Origin of the sequence: Megasphaera sp. SC8-1 (assembly GCF_024436295.1) — a bacterium.
In the GTDB taxonomy this organism is placed as follows: Bacteria; Bacillota; Negativicutes; order Veillonellales; family Megasphaeraceae; genus Megasphaera; species Megasphaera elsdenii.
Genome location: NZ_JANFQH010000025.1, coordinates 62,251 through 80,648, shown reverse-complemented (window position 1 = coordinate 80,648; position 18,398 = coordinate 62,251). Strand labels below are relative to the sequence as shown.

At 49.7% G+C, this 18,398-nt stretch carries 15 protein-coding genes; 1 reads left to right on the top strand and 14 read right to left on the bottom strand.

From position 1 onward, the window contains the following. Nucleotides 1-687: 687 nt before the first annotated feature. From NOS26_RS08045 to NOS26_RS08030, 4 genes are all read right to left on the bottom strand, one after another. Entirely contained in the window at nt 688-1,581 is an 894-nt protein-coding gene (locus NOS26_RS08045; protein ID WP_255917542.1) for a Sir2 silent information regulator family NAD-dependent deacetylase, read from the bottom strand. 31 nt (nt 1,582-1,612) lie between these two features. Beyond that, nucleotides 1,613-2,251 (bottom strand): NAD(P)-dependent oxidoreductase, encoded by a 639-nt coding sequence (locus NOS26_RS08040; RefSeq protein WP_169013509.1) that lies wholly within the window; start codon nt 2,249-2,251, stop codon nt 1,613-1,615. A 381-nt stretch (nt 2,252-2,632) separates the two neighbouring features. After that, nucleotides 2,633-3,022 (bottom strand): nuclear transport factor 2 family protein, encoded by a 390-nt coding sequence (locus tag NOS26_RS08035; protein ID WP_255917541.1) that lies wholly within the window; start codon nt 3,020-3,022, stop codon nt 2,633-2,635. A 62-nt stretch (nt 3,023-3,084) separates the two neighbouring features. Continuing rightward, nucleotides 3,085-3,648 (bottom strand): sulfite exporter TauE/SafE family protein, encoded by a 564-nt coding sequence (locus tag NOS26_RS08030; protein ID WP_255917540.1) that lies wholly within the window; start codon nt 3,646-3,648, stop codon nt 3,085-3,087. 212 nt (nt 3,649-3,860) lie between these two features. Between NOS26_RS08030 and NOS26_RS08025 the strand changes: the two genes are divergently transcribed. Beyond that, the gene (locus NOS26_RS08025; RefSeq protein WP_255917539.1) at nt 3,861-4,787 is read left to right on the top strand and encodes a hypothetical protein; all 927 of its coding nucleotides are present in this window, start codon (nt 3,861-3,863) and stop codon (nt 4,785-4,787) included. A gap of 276 nt (nt 4,788-5,063) precedes the next feature. Here the strand turns inward: NOS26_RS08025 and NOS26_RS08020 are convergent, their stop codons facing one another. The 10 genes from NOS26_RS08020 to NOS26_RS07975 form a co-directional block, all read right to left on the bottom strand. After that, complete coding sequence (locus tag NOS26_RS08020) at nt 5,064-7,427, bottom strand: endonuclease MutS2 (protein WP_255917538.1); 2,364 nt, start codon at nt 7,425-7,427, stop codon at nt 5,064-5,066. A 20-nt stretch (nt 7,428-7,447) separates the two neighbouring features. Then, nucleotides 7,448-9,637, bottom strand: a complete 2,190-nt coding sequence (locus NOS26_RS08015; RefSeq protein WP_255917537.1) for a DUF3656 domain-containing protein — start codon at nt 9,635-9,637, stop codon at nt 7,448-7,450. Nucleotides 9,638-9,838: 201 nt separating this feature from the next. Further along, nucleotides 9,839-10,936 carry an iron-containing alcohol dehydrogenase family protein gene (locus tag NOS26_RS08010; RefSeq protein ID WP_255917536.1) on the bottom strand — a complete coding sequence of 366 codons (1,098 nt, stop codon included), beginning with the start codon at nt 10,934-10,936 and terminating at the stop codon, nt 9,839-9,841. Nucleotides 10,937-11,124: 188 nt separating this feature from the next. Next, the gene (locus NOS26_RS08005; RefSeq protein ID WP_255917535.1) at nt 11,125-12,447 is read right to left on the bottom strand and encodes an aminotransferase class III-fold pyridoxal phosphate-dependent enzyme; all 1,323 of its coding nucleotides are present in this window, start codon (nt 12,445-12,447) and stop codon (nt 11,125-11,127) included. A gap of 154 nt (nt 12,448-12,601) precedes the next feature. Beyond that, nucleotides 12,602-13,675: a PucR family transcriptional regulator gene (locus NOS26_RS08000; RefSeq protein ID WP_255917534.1), complete on the bottom strand. Its 1,074-nt coding sequence runs from the start codon at nt 13,673-13,675 to the stop codon at nt 12,602-12,604. A gap of 168 nt (nt 13,676-13,843) precedes the next feature. Continuing rightward, a complete protein-coding gene (locus NOS26_RS07995; RefSeq protein ID WP_255917533.1) occupies nt 13,844-15,016 on the bottom strand; it encodes an ABC transporter substrate-binding protein in 1,173 nt (390 codons plus the stop codon). Nucleotides 15,017-15,059: 43 nt separating this feature from the next. Further along, nucleotides 15,060-15,764 (bottom strand): ABC transporter ATP-binding protein, encoded by a 705-nt coding sequence (locus tag NOS26_RS07990; RefSeq protein WP_255917532.1) that lies wholly within the window; start codon nt 15,762-15,764, stop codon nt 15,060-15,062. An 11-nt stretch (nt 15,765-15,775) separates the two neighbouring features. Next, nucleotides 15,776-16,543, bottom strand: coding sequence for an ABC transporter ATP-binding protein (locus NOS26_RS07985; RefSeq protein ID WP_255917531.1), 768 nt, complete (start codon nt 16,541-16,543; stop codon nt 15,776-15,778). Next, entirely contained in the window at nt 16,518-17,489 is a 972-nt protein-coding gene (locus NOS26_RS07980) for a branched-chain amino acid ABC transporter permease (RefSeq protein ID WP_255917530.1), read from the bottom strand. Before NOS26_RS07980 ends, NOS26_RS07985 begins: the two co-directional genes overlap by 26 nt. A 9-nt stretch (nt 17,490-17,498) precedes the next feature. After that, nucleotides 17,499-18,392 (bottom strand): branched-chain amino acid ABC transporter permease, encoded by an 894-nt coding sequence (locus tag NOS26_RS07975; RefSeq protein ID WP_255917529.1) that lies wholly within the window; start codon nt 18,390-18,392, stop codon nt 17,499-17,501. Nucleotides 18,393-18,398: the final 6 nt, after the last annotated feature.

The window sequence follows — 18,398 nt, the reverse complement described above, 5'->3', positions numbered from 1 at the left end:
TACTTTTACCACTGGGGATTATAAGTTGCGGACATACACATATACAGCATACACCTGTTTGTGATTGCTGTTTTTGGGGATATGTCAAAATTGATAAGGCAAAAGTATTCTTAAATTGGGTACAAAAAACTAAGCCCCTACAAAAGGAGCTATCATAATCCTTTGTTCCCACTATTTGATTATAGTTTTATTTAAGAATACCTTGCCGCATATTTTTTACTCCTTTTCTGGATTAAATCATTGTATCACATCAGTTTTAGGAAAGCAAGTACCTAAAAGAAATTTTTCTTCCCCTTATATGTAACAATCATACCGGCTTCCTAGCGTTCAGAATGTTTTCTGCTGTCTGCTGTGGTGTTTGGTTGGAATTGTCCAACCAAAAGCCGATCCGTGGTGTTGTCTGCATTTTACTAAATACAAATTCAATGTATACAGAAAGATATAAGGAGTGGGAGGGATTCCGCCGTAGTTGGCATTGTAGGAAAATCCAAAAGTTTAGATTTTCCCACAATGCTTATCTTTTGGTCTTTGGTTCGGAATAGTGTAGTGCTGGCGGTCTATCTCTTGTTTTCGGTTGCTTGCTTCCTTACCGTACATGAGCATTGTCATCGGGAATGTCATAAGCGGCGTATTCCGGCATTTCCTGCTGAAGCTGGTGAATCAAAAAAGCAAGTTGTTCATGACGGTTCACGACTCTCTCCCCCTTTCTAAGGCAGTGAGTACATCGGCGATATCCCCTTCGATGCCGATGGCCTGCCGGCGGATCCATTCCGGACTGCGGGCATCACTGGCATTGACGCAGGCGTAGATGGCCTGCGGATTAGCCTGGATGTACTGCCAAAAAGGAATCTTGATGATTCCCGGCGTATTCATGCCAACACCTAACTCCAGGTAGAGCATGCGTCCTTGCTGGTGGTCCTGCAAGAATTGCTGATACCGGCGAGCCGCCGCCTTCCAGCCAGCATCTTCGACGAACGTGTCGTCACAACGCAAATTGGGCACCAGGTCCTGGCCGTCTTCGGGGCTGCGGGGCAGGAGCTCCGTCGGGACCTGCATGGATACGGTCCCCTTTTCCGGCGGCGTGAAGCAGTGATGTGAGTCATAGACGAAGCCCTGCGCCTCCATCATGGCGACGATGACCGCCTCATTATCATAGGTCCTGGCCGTCACGGGATGTCTGGCCTGGAACAGGCCGTAGTCCCCTTGCGTATAGAACAAGCGCTGCTTGGCAAAGCCGGCTTTCTGAAATTGATGGTCCACATTGGTCGTCAAGACGAAGTAATCCTTGTCCTGCACTAGGTCATATAAACGGCGGTAGACATCAGTCGGTGCCGGGACGTAGCGGTTGATGTAAATGGCCCGGCTCCACCAGGCCCAGTATTCACGGGCATCGGCAAAGGGGAAAAAACCGCCGGAATACATGTCGCGGATGCCGTATTTCCTGATAAAATCCGAGAAATACCGGCGGAACCGTTCACCAGAATAGGTCAGGCCGGCTGCCGTCGAAAGGCCCGAACCGGCGCCGATGATGACAGCCGCTGAATCCTGCAAAGCCTGTCGTAACTGTTGAATCCCTTCCATTTCCAGCACCTCCTTCAATAACAATGAAAACTTAGGCCCTGACGACGCTGATGCGCTGATTGATGTGATGGCCTTTTTCGATTTCGTCGACCATGGCGATGGCATAGTCAGCATAGGAAATAATCGATTCGTTACGGCTGTTCAAGGTCAATTCTTCGCCGCCCAGGATGTATTTCCCCGTCCGTTCGCCATCGGCCTGGAAGTCCGCAGCCGGGCTGATGTAAGTCCATTTGACATCGTCGTGCTGGCGCAATTTCAACAGGGCCTGAGCCATTGCCGATGCCAAAGGTTTGAAAGCGTCCGGAAAATCCGGTGCTTCGGCCAGGACAGCCGTGTGTTCTTTATTGATAAAGAGCGAACCAGCCCCGCCGACGATGAGCAGGCGAACAGGGCTGCCGCTGAGAATCTGGCAGAGATGTTCCGTCGTCGTCGAATGACCAGATAATGTTTCCGGTGTCCAGGCGCCAAAGCCGTCGACGACAGCATCGAAACCAGCTAAATCAGCTGCCGTCAAATCAAGAATATCTTTCTGTACATAATACTGGGCATCCGTCATGTTTTCTGCCTTGCGGCCAAAAGCCGTCACATCGAAACCGCGGCGGACCGCTTCGGAAATAACTTGACGAGAAACACGACCACCAGCAGCAACAACAGCGATTTTCTTATTCATAATGACCTACCTTTCTGCGCACAGCGCAATGCAAATATATATCGAAATGTAAGTACTTCTAATAGTAATTGCTTTGGTTACAATTACTATTGTTGTAATATATCATATTACAACAATACCCGTCAATCCCTTGGGAGAAATTAGTGTAACCTTTTTTATTACAAAAAAAAGGAGCTGTCGTATGAAGACAGCTCCTTTTTCTGTAGGGGCGCCACGTGGGGCGCCCGCTCCAGAATATGTACGATTCCCCAGCCAGTTTGCTAGAAGAATCACCAAAATCCATAACGGGTCGCCCACGGGCGACCCCTACAAACTCCATACTAGCGGATAGCTTTAAATTTAAAGCCATCGCTTCAAACATCATACATCAAACGTCAAACATCATTTGGAATAATGGACGTGCTGGAGTTTCCATTCGCCGCTTATCTTGCGCAGGACCTGTGTTTCCAGGCCTTCGATGCCGTAGTCTTCGCCCGTTTCGCGCAGGGTACACTGTGTATGGTAGGCAAAGATGACGATAGCCGTCTGGTCGTCGATGAGGTGGCACGTCAGGCTGTCACTGTACAGGTCGATATTGGAATAGCACTGCTGGACGAGGTCGATCAAAAATTCCTGATAAATGGCCTGGTCTCCGGAAAAGACGCGGGTAATGGAAATCATCGTATCGGCATCGCTCCCCGTCCATAAAGACAGAAATTCGTCCTTATCCTGCGTATGGATAGCCTGGATATAACGGTCTACTAATTGTTTGATTTGTTCTTGATCTGTCATGATAAAACCTCCATTTTTTCTCTACTATAACACAACAAAATCATCCTGTCGAAGATAAGCGGTTACCGGCTAAAAACCAGCATGATGATACCGCTGAGGACGGGCACGAGGACCAGGGCGAATTGCAACAGCCCTTTGGGAGCCAGATGGGTGAATTGGGCACCGATATAAGCCCCAAAACCTAAGCCGCATAAGGTCTGGATAAAAATCAGCAAGTCCAGGCGGCCGTTGAAGAGGTAACTGAGGCCGCCGGCGGCAGAAATGGGCAGGACGATCATCATGCAGGTCCCGATAGCCCGGAGAAGGGAGATACCGAAGACGACCATCAAGGCAATCTGGATGAAAGCCGCCGCACCGATGCCGAAAGCACTGGAAAGGAAGCCGACGATAAGGCCTGTAATCGCACCGTACAGATAGAGTTTGCGCCCAGTCAGCAGCGTCTGGCGTACGGGGAAATGACGGGACAGCCAGCCGTCATGATAAAGGCGGATATAGAGGATGAAGCCAGAAACCATGAGCATGACCGCCGTCATGACGGACAGGATATCGGCCGGCATGAGGTTGGAAACACTGGCACCGAGAAAACCAATCATGACCCCTAACACAATCATCGCTAAAAAAATCATAAGATAACTCCCTTCTGCTCTGCCAAGCAATCCATGCGGGATCAGTCCCTTTCCCGTGCTTAATTGTAATTTTTATTATTACATCAATGGTTGTCAAGGCATTTCCCCCATTATGTAACTCTTGACATTACATGCGAAAAGTGCTATAGTTTTTATTGTAATATTAATAGTTACATTAAAGAGTTATCGTTCATTTATAGGAGGTCTTCCCTATGAAAAAAGCTGTTCTTCTATCTCTCGCCTTATCCTTATCCCTGCCCTTGGGCGCTGCCTTTGCCGCTCCGTCTCCGGTACAAGCCGCATCTCCGGCTGCAGTGGTACAGCAGAAACAGGCCGCTCCGGCCGTATCGGTCCAGAAACTGGCTATCGGCACGGTGACGACCTATGATTACGGTAACATCAAGATGTATGCTTATGCGACCAACGACCCGCTCAGCGACGAATGTTACGCCTTGGAAAGCAAGGACGGAGTCGTCCTCCTGGAATCGACGATTTTGACCAATAACATCGACGAATGGAGCCAGTTCGTCAAGACCCTCGATAAACCGGTCGTCGCTGAACTCATGGCCTATCATCCCAATGGCTATGCTACGTATGGCAAGCATCCCATCTACGCTACGCCCCATGCCCTGCAGAGCTGGCAGCCTGGCGGCGGTGTCTACGCCATCGTCGGCAACCTGGAAAAAGCCTTCGGCTCCGCTGCCGACACGTCCATGCCGACGAAAGCCAAGAAACTCACAGCCGGTAAAGATATCACCCTGGCTGGCATCCGCTTCCACATCATCGACGCCGGCGACGACGCATACAGCGTAGAAATCCCGCAGATCAATGCCGTCTATCTCCACATGATGGGCTCCGACGTCCATAACATCCTGGCCAGCCGCCAGCAGATTGCCCAGGATATCCAGACCCTGAAAGGCTATCAGCAAAAAGGCTACGACCTCATCCTGACCGGTCACTACAAACCGGAAGGCCAGGAAGCCGTAGCCCAGAAAATCCAGTATTTACAGAAAGTACAGGAACTGGCCAATACCTGCCAGACCAAAGACGAATTTCAGCAGCGCGTCAAAGAAGCCTTCCCGAATTACCAGGGCGAATCGTACCTGGCCATGACGGCCTCCTTCCTGTATCAGCACTAAGAAGGTGAGCGCATGTTAAAATTCAAGAAATGATAAAAAAGGCTTGCCGCAGGTGCGACAAGCCCTTTTTCTGTAGGGGCTCGCACGTGGAGAGACCGCTCTGGAAATATGTACGATTTCCCAGTCGGTTTGCTAGAAGAATCACCCAAATTCCTAACGGGTCGCCCACGGGCGACCCCTACAAACTACAAACTCCATACTACAAACTACAAACTCTACCAAGAAAGGGACCACGCATGATGGCAAAAACCTTCGTGCGACAGCCCCCCACTTCCCTTAGAAATAGACCAGGGTGACACCGGCACCGCCGCCGTCTACGTCGTCGAGCTGGTATTTCTTGACGAATGGCTGGTCGTCGAGGAAGGCGTGGATCTGACGACGCAGGGCACCGCTGCCCTTGCCGTGGATGATTTTGACCGGGCTGAAACCGGCAGCCAAGGCCTGATCCAGGAAGCGTTCGACTTCCGGCAGGGCTTCGCTGAAAGTCTTGCCGATGATGTTCAACTCCGTCGCTATGCTGGACGTGCGGATAGGCCGGTATGACGAAGCGGCAGCCGCTTTCTTTTCGGCCTGTTTTTCTTTCTTCAATTCGTCCAGGTACGGCGCGCTGACATCTTTGAACTTGACGCGGACCGTCATGCCCCGGACGGAGACGGTGAGCTGTTTGCTACCGATGTCTTCGACCGTGCCGACACTGTCCAGGTTATTGACGAAGACCTGCTGGCCGACTTTCAGCTTCGACAAGTCGATGGGGTCGCGCTGAGGCTTTTCGGCTTCAGGCAGGGAAATCTGCTGGATAGCCCGGCGAGCCTTGTCGATGGCCTTGGCCTTTTCCCGGTCCGTCCCCTCTTTAGACTGGGCCTTCAGTTCACGGATAATCTTTTCCGCTTCGACGCGGAGGTTGCGCTTGAGGTCGACGGCATCGCGGCGGCTGGCGTCGATGATATCCTGCCGCTTGGACGTGACCTTATCCTTTTCTTTGCGCAGATCGTCTTCCAGTTTCCGCGCTTCACGCAGGCGGTATTCTAGTTCCGCCTGTTCTTCATCCATCTTTTTGGCCTGTGCATTGAGCTGGGTCAGGACTTTTTCCATATCCATGTCCTGCGCCTTGCTGCGCAGGTCTTTTGCTTTTTCCAGGATGTCCTTGGGCATGCCCAGGCGTTCGCTGATGCTGAAAGCATGAGAACTGCCGGCCGAACCGATGCGCAATTTATACGTCGGTTTCAGTGTTTCCATATCGAATTCGACGTGGCCGTTTTCGATGCCCGGCGTATTATAGGCATAGTTCTTGAGGTCGTTGTAATGGGTCGTGACCATGACATACGACCCTTTCTGGTAAAAGGCATCGAGAATGGCAATGGCGATGGCACTGCCTTCGGCCGGGTCCGTGCCGGAACCGAGTTCGTCTGCCAGGATGAGGTCGTCCGGGCCGCAGTGCTTGAGGATGTAGATGAGCTGCTTCATATGGCTGGAAAAAGTACTCAAGTTCTGGGAAATGTCCTGTTCGTCGCCGATATCGGAAAAGACGTCGCGGAAGACGGGCAGTTCCGACGATTCGCTGACAGGAATGAACAGGCCGGCTTGATGCATGAGGACCAAAAGGCCCAAGGTCTTCATGGAAACGGTTTTACCACCGGTATTGGAGCCCGTAATGAGGAGGATGCGATAATCGCCGCCGATGACAATGGTATTCGGCACGACGTGTTTGGCGTCGATAAGAGGATGTCGGGCCTGGATGAGCTTGATTTCCCGCGTCTTAGAAACAGCCGGACGGCAGGCTTTCATCTTCAAGGCTAACTGCGCTTTGGCAAAGGCAAATTCCAGCTGGCCCACACACTTTGTACTGTCATATAAATCATGGTACTGCTGCTGTACTTTCGCTGTCAGACGGCGGAAAATGCGTTCGATTTCCTTCGTTTCGCCAATGCGTGCAGCTTGCAAGTCGTTATTGGCATTGACGATGGCCAACGGTTCGACATAGAGCGTCGAGCCACTGGCCGACGTATCATGGACGATACCCGGAAAAGCATGGCGGTACTCCTGCTTGATAGGAATGACATAGCGGTTGTTGCGCACGGTGACCAGGGCATCTTGGAAATACTTCTGGTATTCCTTATTCTGCAAGACATTATTGACGTAGCGCTTGGTCTGCCGTTCCAGTTCGACGATGCGGCTGCGCAGGCGCATCAATTCCGGCGACGCATTGTCCCGTATTTGGCGATTGTTGTCGAAGACCGTCGCGAAAGAATGGGACAACTGGGAAAAATCGCCGATAACGTCTGCCTGTTCGGCCAGCTGAGTATATTCGGCGCCACGGTCGGCAAAGAAAGACCGGATTTCCCCATAATACTGAAGATTATTCCAGATATCGATACATTCATGCGAATCAAGGGTCACTTCGCGCTTAGCCTTTTCCAGAGACGGCCGGATATCGACGATGCCGCCGAAGGGCGTACTCGTTTCCGTCTGCATACAGCGGACGGCTTCTTCTGTATCAGTCAGATTCCGTTCAATGACTTCGCTGTCGTTCACCGGTCTCAGGCGGCGGGCGATTTCCTTGGACAAACGGGACGGTGCCAGGCGGACCAGCATATTCTGGACCTGATAGAATCCCAAAATCCGCATACTTCTTTTATTCATAAATCATATTACTCCTATTATTATAAAATTCCGTGGAAGAAATGGCCCCGCGTCACCGTCTGGTCTTCCTTCCCTAAGAGCATCGTTTCCGTCCCATCGCAGAGGCGGCGGTAACGGCTGACCTGCTCTTTCAGCCAGTGCGGGCTGCGGCCCCGACCTTCGATGCGAACAGCCGCAAGGCCTGCGCGCTGCAGTTCCTTAAAATACGGCGCCAAATCGAGGTCACGGCTGTTGAGGATGTGATTGCGGCAGTACTGGTCCGTCACGACAGGGAACGTTTCATCCCGCCGGTCGCGCAGTTCATAGGCACCATGGGCACAGACGCCGGGGCAGCCTTCTTTGCGGCCCTTGCCGGCAAAGGAAGAAATGACGCACGATTCGGTGACCATCATTTCCACCCGCCCCTGGACGACGGCTTCGATAGGACAAGGCGTCCTGCGGGCCATGTCCCGCATCTGGCGCAGCATCGCTTCCACTGAGGCCGTGATGCCCGTGCAGCCCAGTGCGGCATAGGCAGCAGAGGCTTTGCTGTTGAAAATATTGAGGGACCAGTCAGCCCGTACAGGCAAATCGCTGTTCACGTCGCGCAGCATGGCAAAGATGCCCATGGCCCCGGCATAGACGCCGTCGATACCGGCAGCAATCGCCCGTTCCAGTTCGCTCTGGACGGCCTGGCGCTGGTTTTCCCGGACGATGCGCGGCGTCCCGGCCCAAAGCTGTGCGCCCTGGTCATGGGCAGCCCGTACGGCAGCCTGCCAGCTCTGCGTGCCAAAGGGATGATGGTGGTACGATTCGCCGCCGAAGATGATGACGTCAGCACCGTTGTCCGCTGCGGCCGCTACGCCGTCGACGCTGTCACAGCGCACGACGAGCTGCATCGTTTCCGATTTTTCCGGCATTTCTCTAAACGTATCCTGCGGCGCTTTGCCGGCCGCCGGGCGCGGATATTCCGCCAGGATGGTGTCCGTCAAGGCCTGTACGGCCTGACGGCGCAGGCCGTTGAGGACGCTGGCCGGGATCATCTTCGTTTCATCCCAGACCGTCACGTCGGCCAGGGTAAAAGGCGTATCACCCAGACGGCCGAGCTGGCCTTTGATATATTCCGCCGTCGCCGGCCGCTGGCGGGCCGCTTCGGGCACAAAATCAGCCGTGACCACGGCCGTGTGGCCGCTTTCATCCCAGGCCGTGAGGCGAAGATTGCCGTCGTCTGCCGTATCGACATGGGCGTACACTGTCAACTTGCGCGTCAGGCCGCCGGCGATATCTGCCGCTTTCTGACGTCCCGACGGGTTGTGTTCCGTCAACGTGCGGCGGCTCACCGTCCCGGCCAGGAAATCGGCCTGGTACGTCCGGTTGAAGGCTTCTTCTAAGAGCGCTGCCGCTTCGGCATGGGCTTTCCTGCGGCCCTGGGGGCTCTGGTAATGGGCGTCGATGGCCTTGCGGTAGGCCTGGACGACGGTACGCACGTACGTATCGCCTTTCATGCGCCCTTCGATTTTAAAGGACGTGACGCCCGCATCGAGGAGGTCATCGATATAGTCGAGGGCCCGCAGATCCTTCAGGCTGAGGACATAGGCTTCGTGTTTCATGACAGGTTCCCCGTCGCAGAGCAGCGTATACGGCTGGCGGCAGGGCTGGGCACAGGCACCGCGGTTGCCGCTGCGGCCGCCGAGGAAGCTGCTCATCAGGCACTGGCCGGAATAGGCCATACACGACGCGCCGTGGATGAAGACTTCGATAGGAATCGACGACTGGGCACAAATCGTTTTAATTTCATCGGCCGACAGTTCCCGCGAAAGGACGGCCTGCGTAAAGCCGTTGGCTTCCAAAAAGCGGACGCCGTCCAAGTCGGCAACGGTCATCTGCGTACTGCCATGCAGGGGCAGATTGGGCGCCACCTTGCGGGCCAGGACGGCAACGGCCAGGTCCTGGACGATGATGCCGTCGACACCAAACGCATCGAGGCGTTGCAAATACGCAGACAAAGCCTCTAATTCCGTGTCAGCCATAAGGATGTTGACGGTGACATAAACTTTGACGCCAAATAAATGAGCCGTCCGGACAGCCTGGCCGATTTCGGCATCGTCGAGATTATGAGCAAATTTGCGGGCATTGAAGCCTTTCCCGCCAAAATAAACGGCATCGGCACCGGCGTCAATGGCGGTGAGTACATTTTCTAAAGAGCCTGCCGGGGCTAATAATTCTGCCATGAAATTCCTCCTGTGATAATAATAGTGGTTCGTGGTTCGTGATTCGTAGGGACTGTCACATGAATGCAATATACCATCATGGCGTTCCCCTTCTCTTTTATGTTTGAGGTTTGATGTTTGACGTTTGAGGCAATGGATTGAAATTTAACCTCTTCCACATCAAACATCAAACATCAAACTTTCAACTTCAAACTCGCAACGTTAACGGTTCCCTGCCAATTGCTGGTAAATATGAGTGAGCAATTCCGCCGTGACCGGATACGGTGTCTTCTTGACGCCGTTCGTCGGCATGGTCATGGTCACGAATTTATCGATTTCTTCATCGCTCAAGCCGACCTTATCGCCCATCAAATCCTGCATGAGGGCCGTGAAGTCATCGAGGCCGGCGACGCCAAGGAGAGCCCAGACTTTTTCTGTCTTGTCCGGCATCGTTTCTTCCATGAGCTTCATATAGGCCGGCAGAAGCAGACCATTGGCCCGGCCGTGGCTCAGGCCCTTGTAATAGGTCAGCATATAGCCCATGCTGTGGACCATGGTCGTCCCGGTCTGGGCAATCGTAATCCCTGCCAAAGTCGAACCGTAGAGCAGGTCTTCGCGGACCACATAGGGGACATCCCCTTTGAGATCCGTCAGGTGGACACCGAGGAAGCGCATCGCTTCTTCCGCCCAGACATCGCTCATGGGCGTCGACGTATTGGCCATATAGCCTTCAATGGCATGGGACAACGCGTCGATGGCCGTATCGACAGTGACCCGTTCCGGCACGCTTTCCGTAAAGGCCGGGTCCGCAAAGGCATAAACCGGGAAAATGAGCGGCGTGTTGATGGACTGCTTCGTCCCGGCATGGGGATTCGTGAGGACACTGACTTTCGTCACTTCGCTGCCCGTACCGGACGTTGTCGGCACGGCTACGATGGGCAGGGGCTTACAGTACGGACCCGTGAAAATCTGAGCATCATCGAGGTCATTCGTGCAGAGCAGGGCAATCGCCTTGGCCGCATCCATAGGCGAGCCGCCGCCGATACCGATGACGAAATCCACATCCTTTTCCAGGGCAAAAGAAGCCGCCTTGCGGATCGTCGCGATGGAGGGATTATTTTCCACTTCATCAAAAAGGAACCAAGAAATCCCCAATTCATCCAGCTTTTCCGTCACCGCCGCCTGGGAGCCATTGACCTTCGCCGAATGACGCCCCGTCACCAGCAGCGCCTTGCGGCCAAGATCCGCCAACACATCGCCGGACTGAGCAACACAACCCTTGCCAAAAAAGACCTTCGTCGGCATAAAATACGTAAACATACAGATTCCCCCTTTTGAATCAGAACTCCAACCTATCACCGCAATATATTATATTCTATCATGTTTGCGGGCAAGAGAAAAGCAAATAGGCGTGTCCGAAGAATACAAGCGGCTCTGTGAAAAATCTTCATCCCAGAGGCACTGCATTTTCGAGCACGCCTATTTTACAGCAGGTACGATTTATGATATTAAATCATCCCGTCAACTTCCGTCAGGACTTCATCGAGAATACTCATTGCCTTCCGCAGCTGTTCTTCCGTAATAATCAGCGGTGGTGCAACGATAATCATATTTTCATGAGAATACGTATAAAATCCCTTGGCAATCAACTTTTTGATGATCATCGGCATGACTCCTTCCGGATCTTTACCAAACGGCACTAATGGTTCTTTCGTCACTTTATCCTTCACTAATTCCAAGGCAGACCAAAGACCAATATAACGAACATCTCCAACACAGGCATGCTGCATCTTCATCGTTTCTTCAATATCCCCCATGATTTTCCCCATTTCATTGACATGGTCCAGGATATTTACTTTATCATAATAATTCAGGCAGGCAATACCAGCTGCGCAGGCTAATGGATGGCCGCTGTAAGTCAGGCCGCAGGAAAGTACATGATCATCAAAGAACGATGCGATTTTTTTGGAAACGGCAACACCGCCGAGCTGTACATAGCCACAGGTAATGCCCTTGGCAAAGGAAGCGATATCTGGTTTGACATCAAAATTTTCAAAGGCAAACATCTTCCCCGTACGGCACCAGCCGGCCATGACTTCATCACAAATCATCATGATGCCGAATTCATCACAGATTTTGCGAACTCCCTGCAGATACCCTTTAGGCGGAATGATGATGCCGTTCGAACCGGTAATCGTTTCCAAAATAATGGCGGCAATCGTATCAGGATTTTCATAAATTACCTGTTCGCGCAGCTTAGTCATGTAGAACTTCGTCGCTTCTTCTTCACTGTCGAAAGAAACGGCTTCGCGGTATAAATAGGGATCAAAGAATTTGATGAAACCTGGAATGCCCGGTTCAACAGCATAACGGCGCGGTTCACCGGAAACATTGCCGGCCCCGAAGGAAGAACCGTGATAGCTGCGGTAGCGGCTCATGATCTTATAGCGGCCCGTATAGAGTCGGGCAATCTTGACGGCATTTTCATTGGCATCAGCACCGCCGTTGGTAAAGAAGACTTTCCCCATATTATCCGGCATCCTGTCGATAACCATTTTGGCTAACTTCGCCCGCGGTTCGACAGCAAAAGCCGGTGACAGGAAGCAAAATTTATCGGCCTGTTCTTTAATAGCCTGGATGATATCCTGATTGCCGTGACCAACATTGGAATTGACCAGTTCTGAAGACATATCCATATACTGTTTACCGTCGGCATCCCAGAGATAGATGCCGTCCGCTTTAGTAATGACCAAGGGATTCAGATTTCCCTGTTTTGCCCAGGAATGAAGATTATATGTTAAATCCATTTCTTTAATTTCTGCACCTGTCATAGTACGCATCTCCTTCTTTTTATAAAAATAAAAAAGCAATGGTTCTCTTTTACGAGCATCATTGCTTTCTTTTGTTGTGCCTATTATATAATGCGGAACAAAGTGTTTCAATTCGCAAAATCATCAATATTTTTGTATGTTTGCACAAAGGAAGTCATAAGAGCCGACGAATCTTAAAAGCCATCAGAATGGCTAACTTATCTTCTTCATCATTGATAGATATTCCTAAAATCTGCTCGATTTTATTGAACTTATAGAGAATCGTATTCCGATGAACTACTTCATGATCTGCCGTCTTCTTGATGCTGCACTCGTGTTCCAGATAATAGTACAGTGTCTCCATCAAATTCGACGTATGAGAGTTATCATATTCTTCCAGCGGACCCAATGTTTCTTCATAAAAAGCTTCAAGAACAGATCTCGGCGTTCCATTTATCAGCAGCTTATAGACTCCCAATTTTTCATAATATACAACGCCTTTTTCCTCCCTTTTCGCCAGAATATTAATGGCGGAAGCCTGGTGGTAACTGAGCGACAGATTTGAAATCTGACGGACAACACTGCCTACACTGACAAAAATGCGAAGTCCCTTGTCCGTCAAATATTGGAAAATCTGCATGGCTTTTTTTTCATCCGCTTCCAGTTTTTTCCCGCTTTGAATGACCACAATATCATTATGGTAAGAGATGGCAACAAGCTGGCTGTCCCAGATTTTTAAAAAAGTCAGTATTTCCTCACTGTCATCCATTTTCTCACTGCGGATAACGATGACGCGAAATTCGCCGCTAATACTAAAGCCATGATTCTCTAAGATAGCACAGGCATTCTGGCACTGTCCCGGAAACAATAAAATTTCCTGAAGCGCATCGATAATGCTCTGTTTTTTCTTTTCATCATCAATAAGGAAACGGCACATATAGCGAGTTACGTCCACTAAATGGACTTCCCAGGGAATCGTAAAGAGCGGCAGCCCCTGGGTGTTGCAAAAGTCAATAATTTCTGCCGGTATGCGTTTGATATACGGACCGATGTTGACAACGACACCAGCACATCGACAGCAAAATACTTTTTCTATATACGCTCGAAACCACTCATTCCCTTCACAGCTGACACCTGTCAAAAATACAATTTCCCCGCCATGGAGAAAGGATGCCGGCTGTATGCCTTCAATGAGATGAATCCATTCGACCTGGCGATTGAGGCCGGCTTCACCGGCAATGAGCTTCATTTCATATAAACGACTGCTCTTTTTATATAAATATTCTACTGTTACAGCCACGCCATCACGACCTTTCCCTTATACTCTGAAAGAACACAACAGAAATAGGAGATTTATATTATGAGCATAATACAAATCCCCTATTCCAGCAATCTCAGTTACTGTCTTTTGTACGAATTACGGTTCGATTTTCGTAACAAAGGACTGTTTCCCAGCCTTAAAAGTCAGGATAACTGCCGATTTAATCGGGTCATGGTGTTCATCATAGGTAATCGTCCCAGTAACAGCTTTCAGACTATTGATTTTAGCCAAAGCATCTTTTACTTTATCCGGATCCGCGCTGTTGGCGTCTTTAATCGCCTGGGCCAGAATCATGACACTGTCGTAGGCTAAAGCAGCCGGGGCGTCCGGTTTGACATTATAAGCTTTCTGATAGTTGCCAACAAACGTTTTTACTTCATCCGAAGTATCATCAACAGCATAGTGATTGCCAAAGTAGCAGTTATTCAGGTTATCTGCACCGGCAATTTCAATCAACTTGGTGCTGTCCCAGCCATCACCGCCGATAATGGGCTGGGTAAGGCCCATTTCACGAGCCTGTTTGACAATCATCCCGACTTCCTGATAATAACCGGGGACGAAGATGATATCCGGATTAGCCGCTTTTATTTTAGTAAGCGCAGCTTTAAAGTCTGTATCTTTCTGCAAATATGCTTCCTGAGATACGATTTTGCCGCCTTTTGCTTCAAATTCATCGGCAAAGAATTTCTGCAGCCCCTTGGCATAATCGCTCGAGTTATCGACATAGACAGCGGCTGTCTTCGCTTTTAAATTCGAAGCTGCAAAATCGGCCATGACTTTGCCTTGGAAAGTATCGATGAAGGCCGTCCGGAACACATAAGGATGGACCTGTTTCGACGTTGGATCTACCGTAATATCCGGATTCGTACCGTACGGCGTAATCATGGGAACTTTTTCTTTATCGGCTGTACTGACACAAGCCAGGCTGCCGCTGGACGTATCGGGACCGATAATAAATTTTACATCGCTGTCGAGCAGTTTCTGCATGGCATTAGCAGCTTCTGTCGCTTCGCTGCGGTTATCAGCCGTGACAATTTCCAACTTTTTACCTAAAAGCCCACCGTTATCATTAATTTCTTTGACGGCCATTTCCATGCCGTTTTTAGCAGACGAGCCATAGGAAGCGTTATTCCCTGACAATTCAAAATTGCCGCCGATTTTTATGGTATTACTGTCGGCACCTGAACCGCCGCATCCAGTCAACAAAACAGCAGCAGACATAACTACCAAAGCAGCTGCAAGACATCTTCTAATCGATTTTCCAGTCATAACAATTCCCCCTCTTAGCCCTTCTTTAAAATTGGTATTTATGTTAACCGCCTAAGTAAGCTTTGCGGATTTCTTCACTGGCAATCAGCTGTTTCGCTTCGCCTTTAAGGTAAATCGAACCTGTCTCTAATACATAAGAATAGTCAGAAATCGCTAAGGCCATACGAGCATTCTGCTCTACCAAGAGTACCGTCGTCCCCAATTTATGGATTTCTTCAATGATACTGAAAATTTCTTTTACCAAAATCGGAGCCAGCCCCATGGAGGGTTCATCAAGAAGAAGCAGTTTCGGCCGGCTCATCAAAGCCCTTCCCATGGCCAGCATCTGCTGTTCACCGCCGGACAGTGTACCTGCCATCTGCTTCATCCGTTCTTTCAGACGCGGAAAATGCTGGTATACAACTTCCAAAGAATCAGCGATTTCCTTTTTATCCTTGCGCGTAAAGGCACCCATTTCCAAATTTTCCTGTACTGACATATTGGCGAAAATCCGCCGTCCTTCCGGACAGTGTGAAATCCCTCTGCGTACAATATCTTCAGCATTTTTCTTGGTAATCGGTTCATTCATGAATTCTATCGAACCTGTTTTCGTACGCAGCAGCCCGGAAATAGTCCGCAGTGTCGTCGTCTTGCCGGCTCCGTTTGCACCGATTAAACTTACAATCTGTCCTTCTTCTACGGATAATGTCATATCCCGTATTGCATGGATAGCACCATAATAGACATTGATATCCTTTAATTCCAGCATGCTCATAAGTCTTACACCTCTTCCCCCAGATAAGCCTTGATGACTTCCGCATTGGATTTGATTTCATCAGGGATTCCCTCAGCCAGGATCTTGCCGAATTCCAAAACATAAATCCGTTCGCAAATCCCCATGACCAGTGCCATATCGTGTTCGATGAGCAATATCGTCAAATGGAACTTTTCCCGGATCCATTCAATCATTTTCATCAAATTCTGGGTTTCCTGCGGGTTCATGCCTGCAGCCGGTTCATCGAGAAGCAGCAGTTTCGGCTTTGCTGCCAAGGCTCTGGCGATTTCCAGATGACGCTGCTTACCGTAAGGAAGATTCTTGGCTAATTCGTCTTTTTTATCTTCCAATTTAAATATCTTCAAGATATTCATCGCTTCTTCTTCTATTTCTTTTTCTTCTTTCCCATAGCGGCCAATGCGCAGGATTGTTTCCGCCAAATTATATTTGATACGGTAATTAAAGGCGATTTTAACATTATCCAAAACCGTCAGATTGTCAAAGAGGCGGATATTCTGGAACGTCCTGGCAATGCCCTGCTGCGTAATCATATGCGGTTTCATGCCGACTAAATCCACACCGTCGAAAAGGATGCTTCCTGTTGTCGGCTGATAGACGCCGGTCAGGAGATTGAATGCTGTCGTCTTGCCGGCCCCATTTGGACCAATGAGGCCGACCATTTCGCCTTCATCCAAATGGATATCAAAATTCTGTACGGCTTTAATACCGCCAAAGAATTTAGAAACATTACTTGTTTTCAGCAATTGTGCCATTTTTTTCACCTCGTTTCTGCCATTTTCCCAAAATCAGTGCCGCTACTTCATGACTTCCGAAAATCCCATTCGGACGATAGAGCATAAGCGCAATCAGAAGCAGGGCATAAACAATCATGCGGTATTCCGGATAGCTCTGCATGGCAGCCGTGATGAATGTCAAAATCACAGCGCCGACAATAGATCCTGAAATGCTTCCCAAGCCGCCGAGCACGACCATGGTCATGATGTCGAAAGATCTCATGAAGGTAAAGCTGGACGGATGAGCAATGCCGAAATAATGGGAAAATAGCGCTCCTGCCAGGCCGGCAAAAATAGAAGCAATCGTAAAAGCAAAGACCTTCGTCTTCGTAATATCAATGCCCATTGCTTCAGCGGCAATGGAGTTTTCCCTGACAGCCAGGCAGGCCCGGCCTTTATTGGAGTGAAGGATATTCTTGATAACAAACAAAGTGACGATCATACTAAAGAATAACCAGGGGAACGTCGTTTCATTGGGAATCCCTGATAAACCCGAAGCACCTCCGACCTGCGGTATGTTTAAAATAAAGATGCGGATAATTTCCCCCATCCCCAGCGTAGCGATAGCAAGATAATCACCTTCCAGCCGCAACGTCGGTACGCCAATCAGGAACCCCAAAAGCCCCGCTGCACCCGCTCCGGCAATAAGGCTTACAAGGAACGGTGTATGCAGGAAAAGAGTAAAAACAGCAGATACATAAGCCCCAACAGCCATCAGGCCGGCATGACCTAAGGAAAATTGACCAGTGATACCGTTGATGAGATTCAGGCTGGATGCTAAAATAACGTTCAGGCAAATAACAGTGATATTAAGGCGCCAAAACGAAGATACGATGCGTTCTGACATGAGGAATTGAAGAATCGCAAAGACAGCGACAGAAATCACAAAGTATAAAGCATCTTCTTTTCTTAAGCTTTTTATCATGATGATCACCTACACTTTCTCACGTTCATTTTTACCTAAAAGGCCCGTAGGTTTAATCAGCAAAATGATAATCAAAATAGCAAAGGCTGCAGCATCACGGAAAGTCGAAGAAATGAAACCGCTGACCAGTGCTTCCACAATGCCAAGAATAATACCGCCGGTCATAGCACCGGGAATAATGCCGATACCGCCCAGTACCGCCGCAATGAAAGCTTTCATGCCCGGCATGATACCCATCAACGGTTCAATGGAATTGTAATAAATTCCTACCAGCACCCCGGCAGCCCCCGCCAGGCTCGAGCCAATGAAGAACGTAAAGGAAACAATTCTATCGACATTGATACCCATAAGCTGAGCTGCATCGGGATCGTAAGAAACAGCCCGCATCGCTTTACCCATCTTGGTATAATTAACGACATAGGTCAAAAAAATCATCAAGATAACGGCCGTCACCAGAATAATAATCTGCTGCAGGGAAATCACAAGGCCGCCAAAATTATAAATGGTATTATTGATTAACTGCGGGAATGTCCGCGGCTGCGGTGAGAGGATCAGCATCGTCGTATATTCCAAAAAAAGGCTGACCCCAATCGCTGTCGTCAAAATAGCAATCTTAGGACTGTGCCGCAGAGGTTTGTAAGCCAACCGTTCGATAACGATGCCTAATACCCCCGTAACTGCCATCGCGCAAATAATACAGGCAATAAAAGGTAAATTCGTTGCTGTCGCTGCAAAAAAACCAGCGTAAGCACCGACCATATAGATATCGCCATGCGCAAAGTTAATCAGCTTCATAATACCGTAAACCATCGTATATCCTAAGGCAATCAATGCATAGATGCTGCCCAGGGAAATCCCGTTGATTAACTGCTGTCCAAACTGTAATGCAAAATTTCCATCCATAATGAC

Excerpts from the sequence above, each read along its gene's own strand:
- NOS26_RS08045 (WP_255917542.1), bottom strand. The coding sequence starts at position 1,581 with ATGGAAGGGATTCAACAGTTACGACAGGCTTTGCAGGATTCAGCGGCT.
- NOS26_RS07990 (WP_255917532.1), bottom strand. The coding sequence starts at position 15,764 with ATGCTGGAATTAAAGGATATCAATGTCTATTATGGTGCTATCCATGCA.
- NOS26_RS07975 (WP_255917529.1), bottom strand. The coding sequence starts at position 18,392 with ATGGATGGAAATTTTGCATTACAGTTTGGACAGCAGTTAATCAACGGG.
- NOS26_RS07985 (WP_255917531.1), bottom strand. The coding sequence starts at position 16,543 with ATGGCACAATTGCTGAAAACAAGTAATGTTTCTAAATTCTTTGGCGGT.
- NOS26_RS08025 (WP_255917539.1), top strand. The coding sequence starts at position 3,861 with ATGAAAAAAGCTGTTCTTCTATCTCTCGCCTTATCCTTATCCCTGCCC.
- NOS26_RS08005 (WP_255917535.1), bottom strand. The coding sequence starts at position 12,447 with ATGACAGGTGCAGAAATTAAAGAAATGGATTTAACATATAATCTTCAT.
- NOS26_RS08000 (WP_255917534.1), bottom strand. The coding sequence starts at position 13,675 with ATGAAGCTCATTGCCGGTGAAGCCGGCCTCAATCGCCAGGTCGAATGG.
- NOS26_RS08015 (WP_255917537.1), bottom strand. The coding sequence starts at position 9,637 with ATGGCAGAATTATTAGCCCCGGCAGGCTCTTTAGAAAATGTACTCACC.
- NOS26_RS08010 (WP_255917536.1), bottom strand. The coding sequence starts at position 10,936 with ATGTTTACGTATTTTATGCCGACGAAGGTCTTTTTTGGCAAGGGTTGT.
- NOS26_RS08030 (WP_255917540.1), bottom strand. The coding sequence starts at position 3,648 with ATGATTTTTTTAGCGATGATTGTGTTAGGGGTCATGATTGGTTTTCTC.
- NOS26_RS08035 (WP_255917541.1), bottom strand. The coding sequence starts at position 3,022 with ATGACAGATCAAGAACAAATCAAACAATTAGTAGACCGTTATATCCAG.
- NOS26_RS07980 (WP_255917530.1), bottom strand. The coding sequence starts at position 17,489 with ATGATAAAAAGCTTAAGAAAAGAAGATGCTTTATACTTTGTGATTTCT.
- NOS26_RS07995 (WP_255917533.1), bottom strand. The coding sequence starts at position 15,016 with ATGACTGGAAAATCGATTAGAAGATGTCTTGCAGCTGCTTTGGTAGTT.
- NOS26_RS08020 (WP_255917538.1), bottom strand. The coding sequence starts at position 7,427 with ATGAATAAAAGAAGTATGCGGATTTTGGGATTCTATCAGGTCCAGAAT.
- NOS26_RS08040 (WP_169013509.1), bottom strand. The coding sequence starts at position 2,251 with ATGAATAAGAAAATCGCTGTTGTTGCTGCTGGTGGTCGTGTTTCTCGT.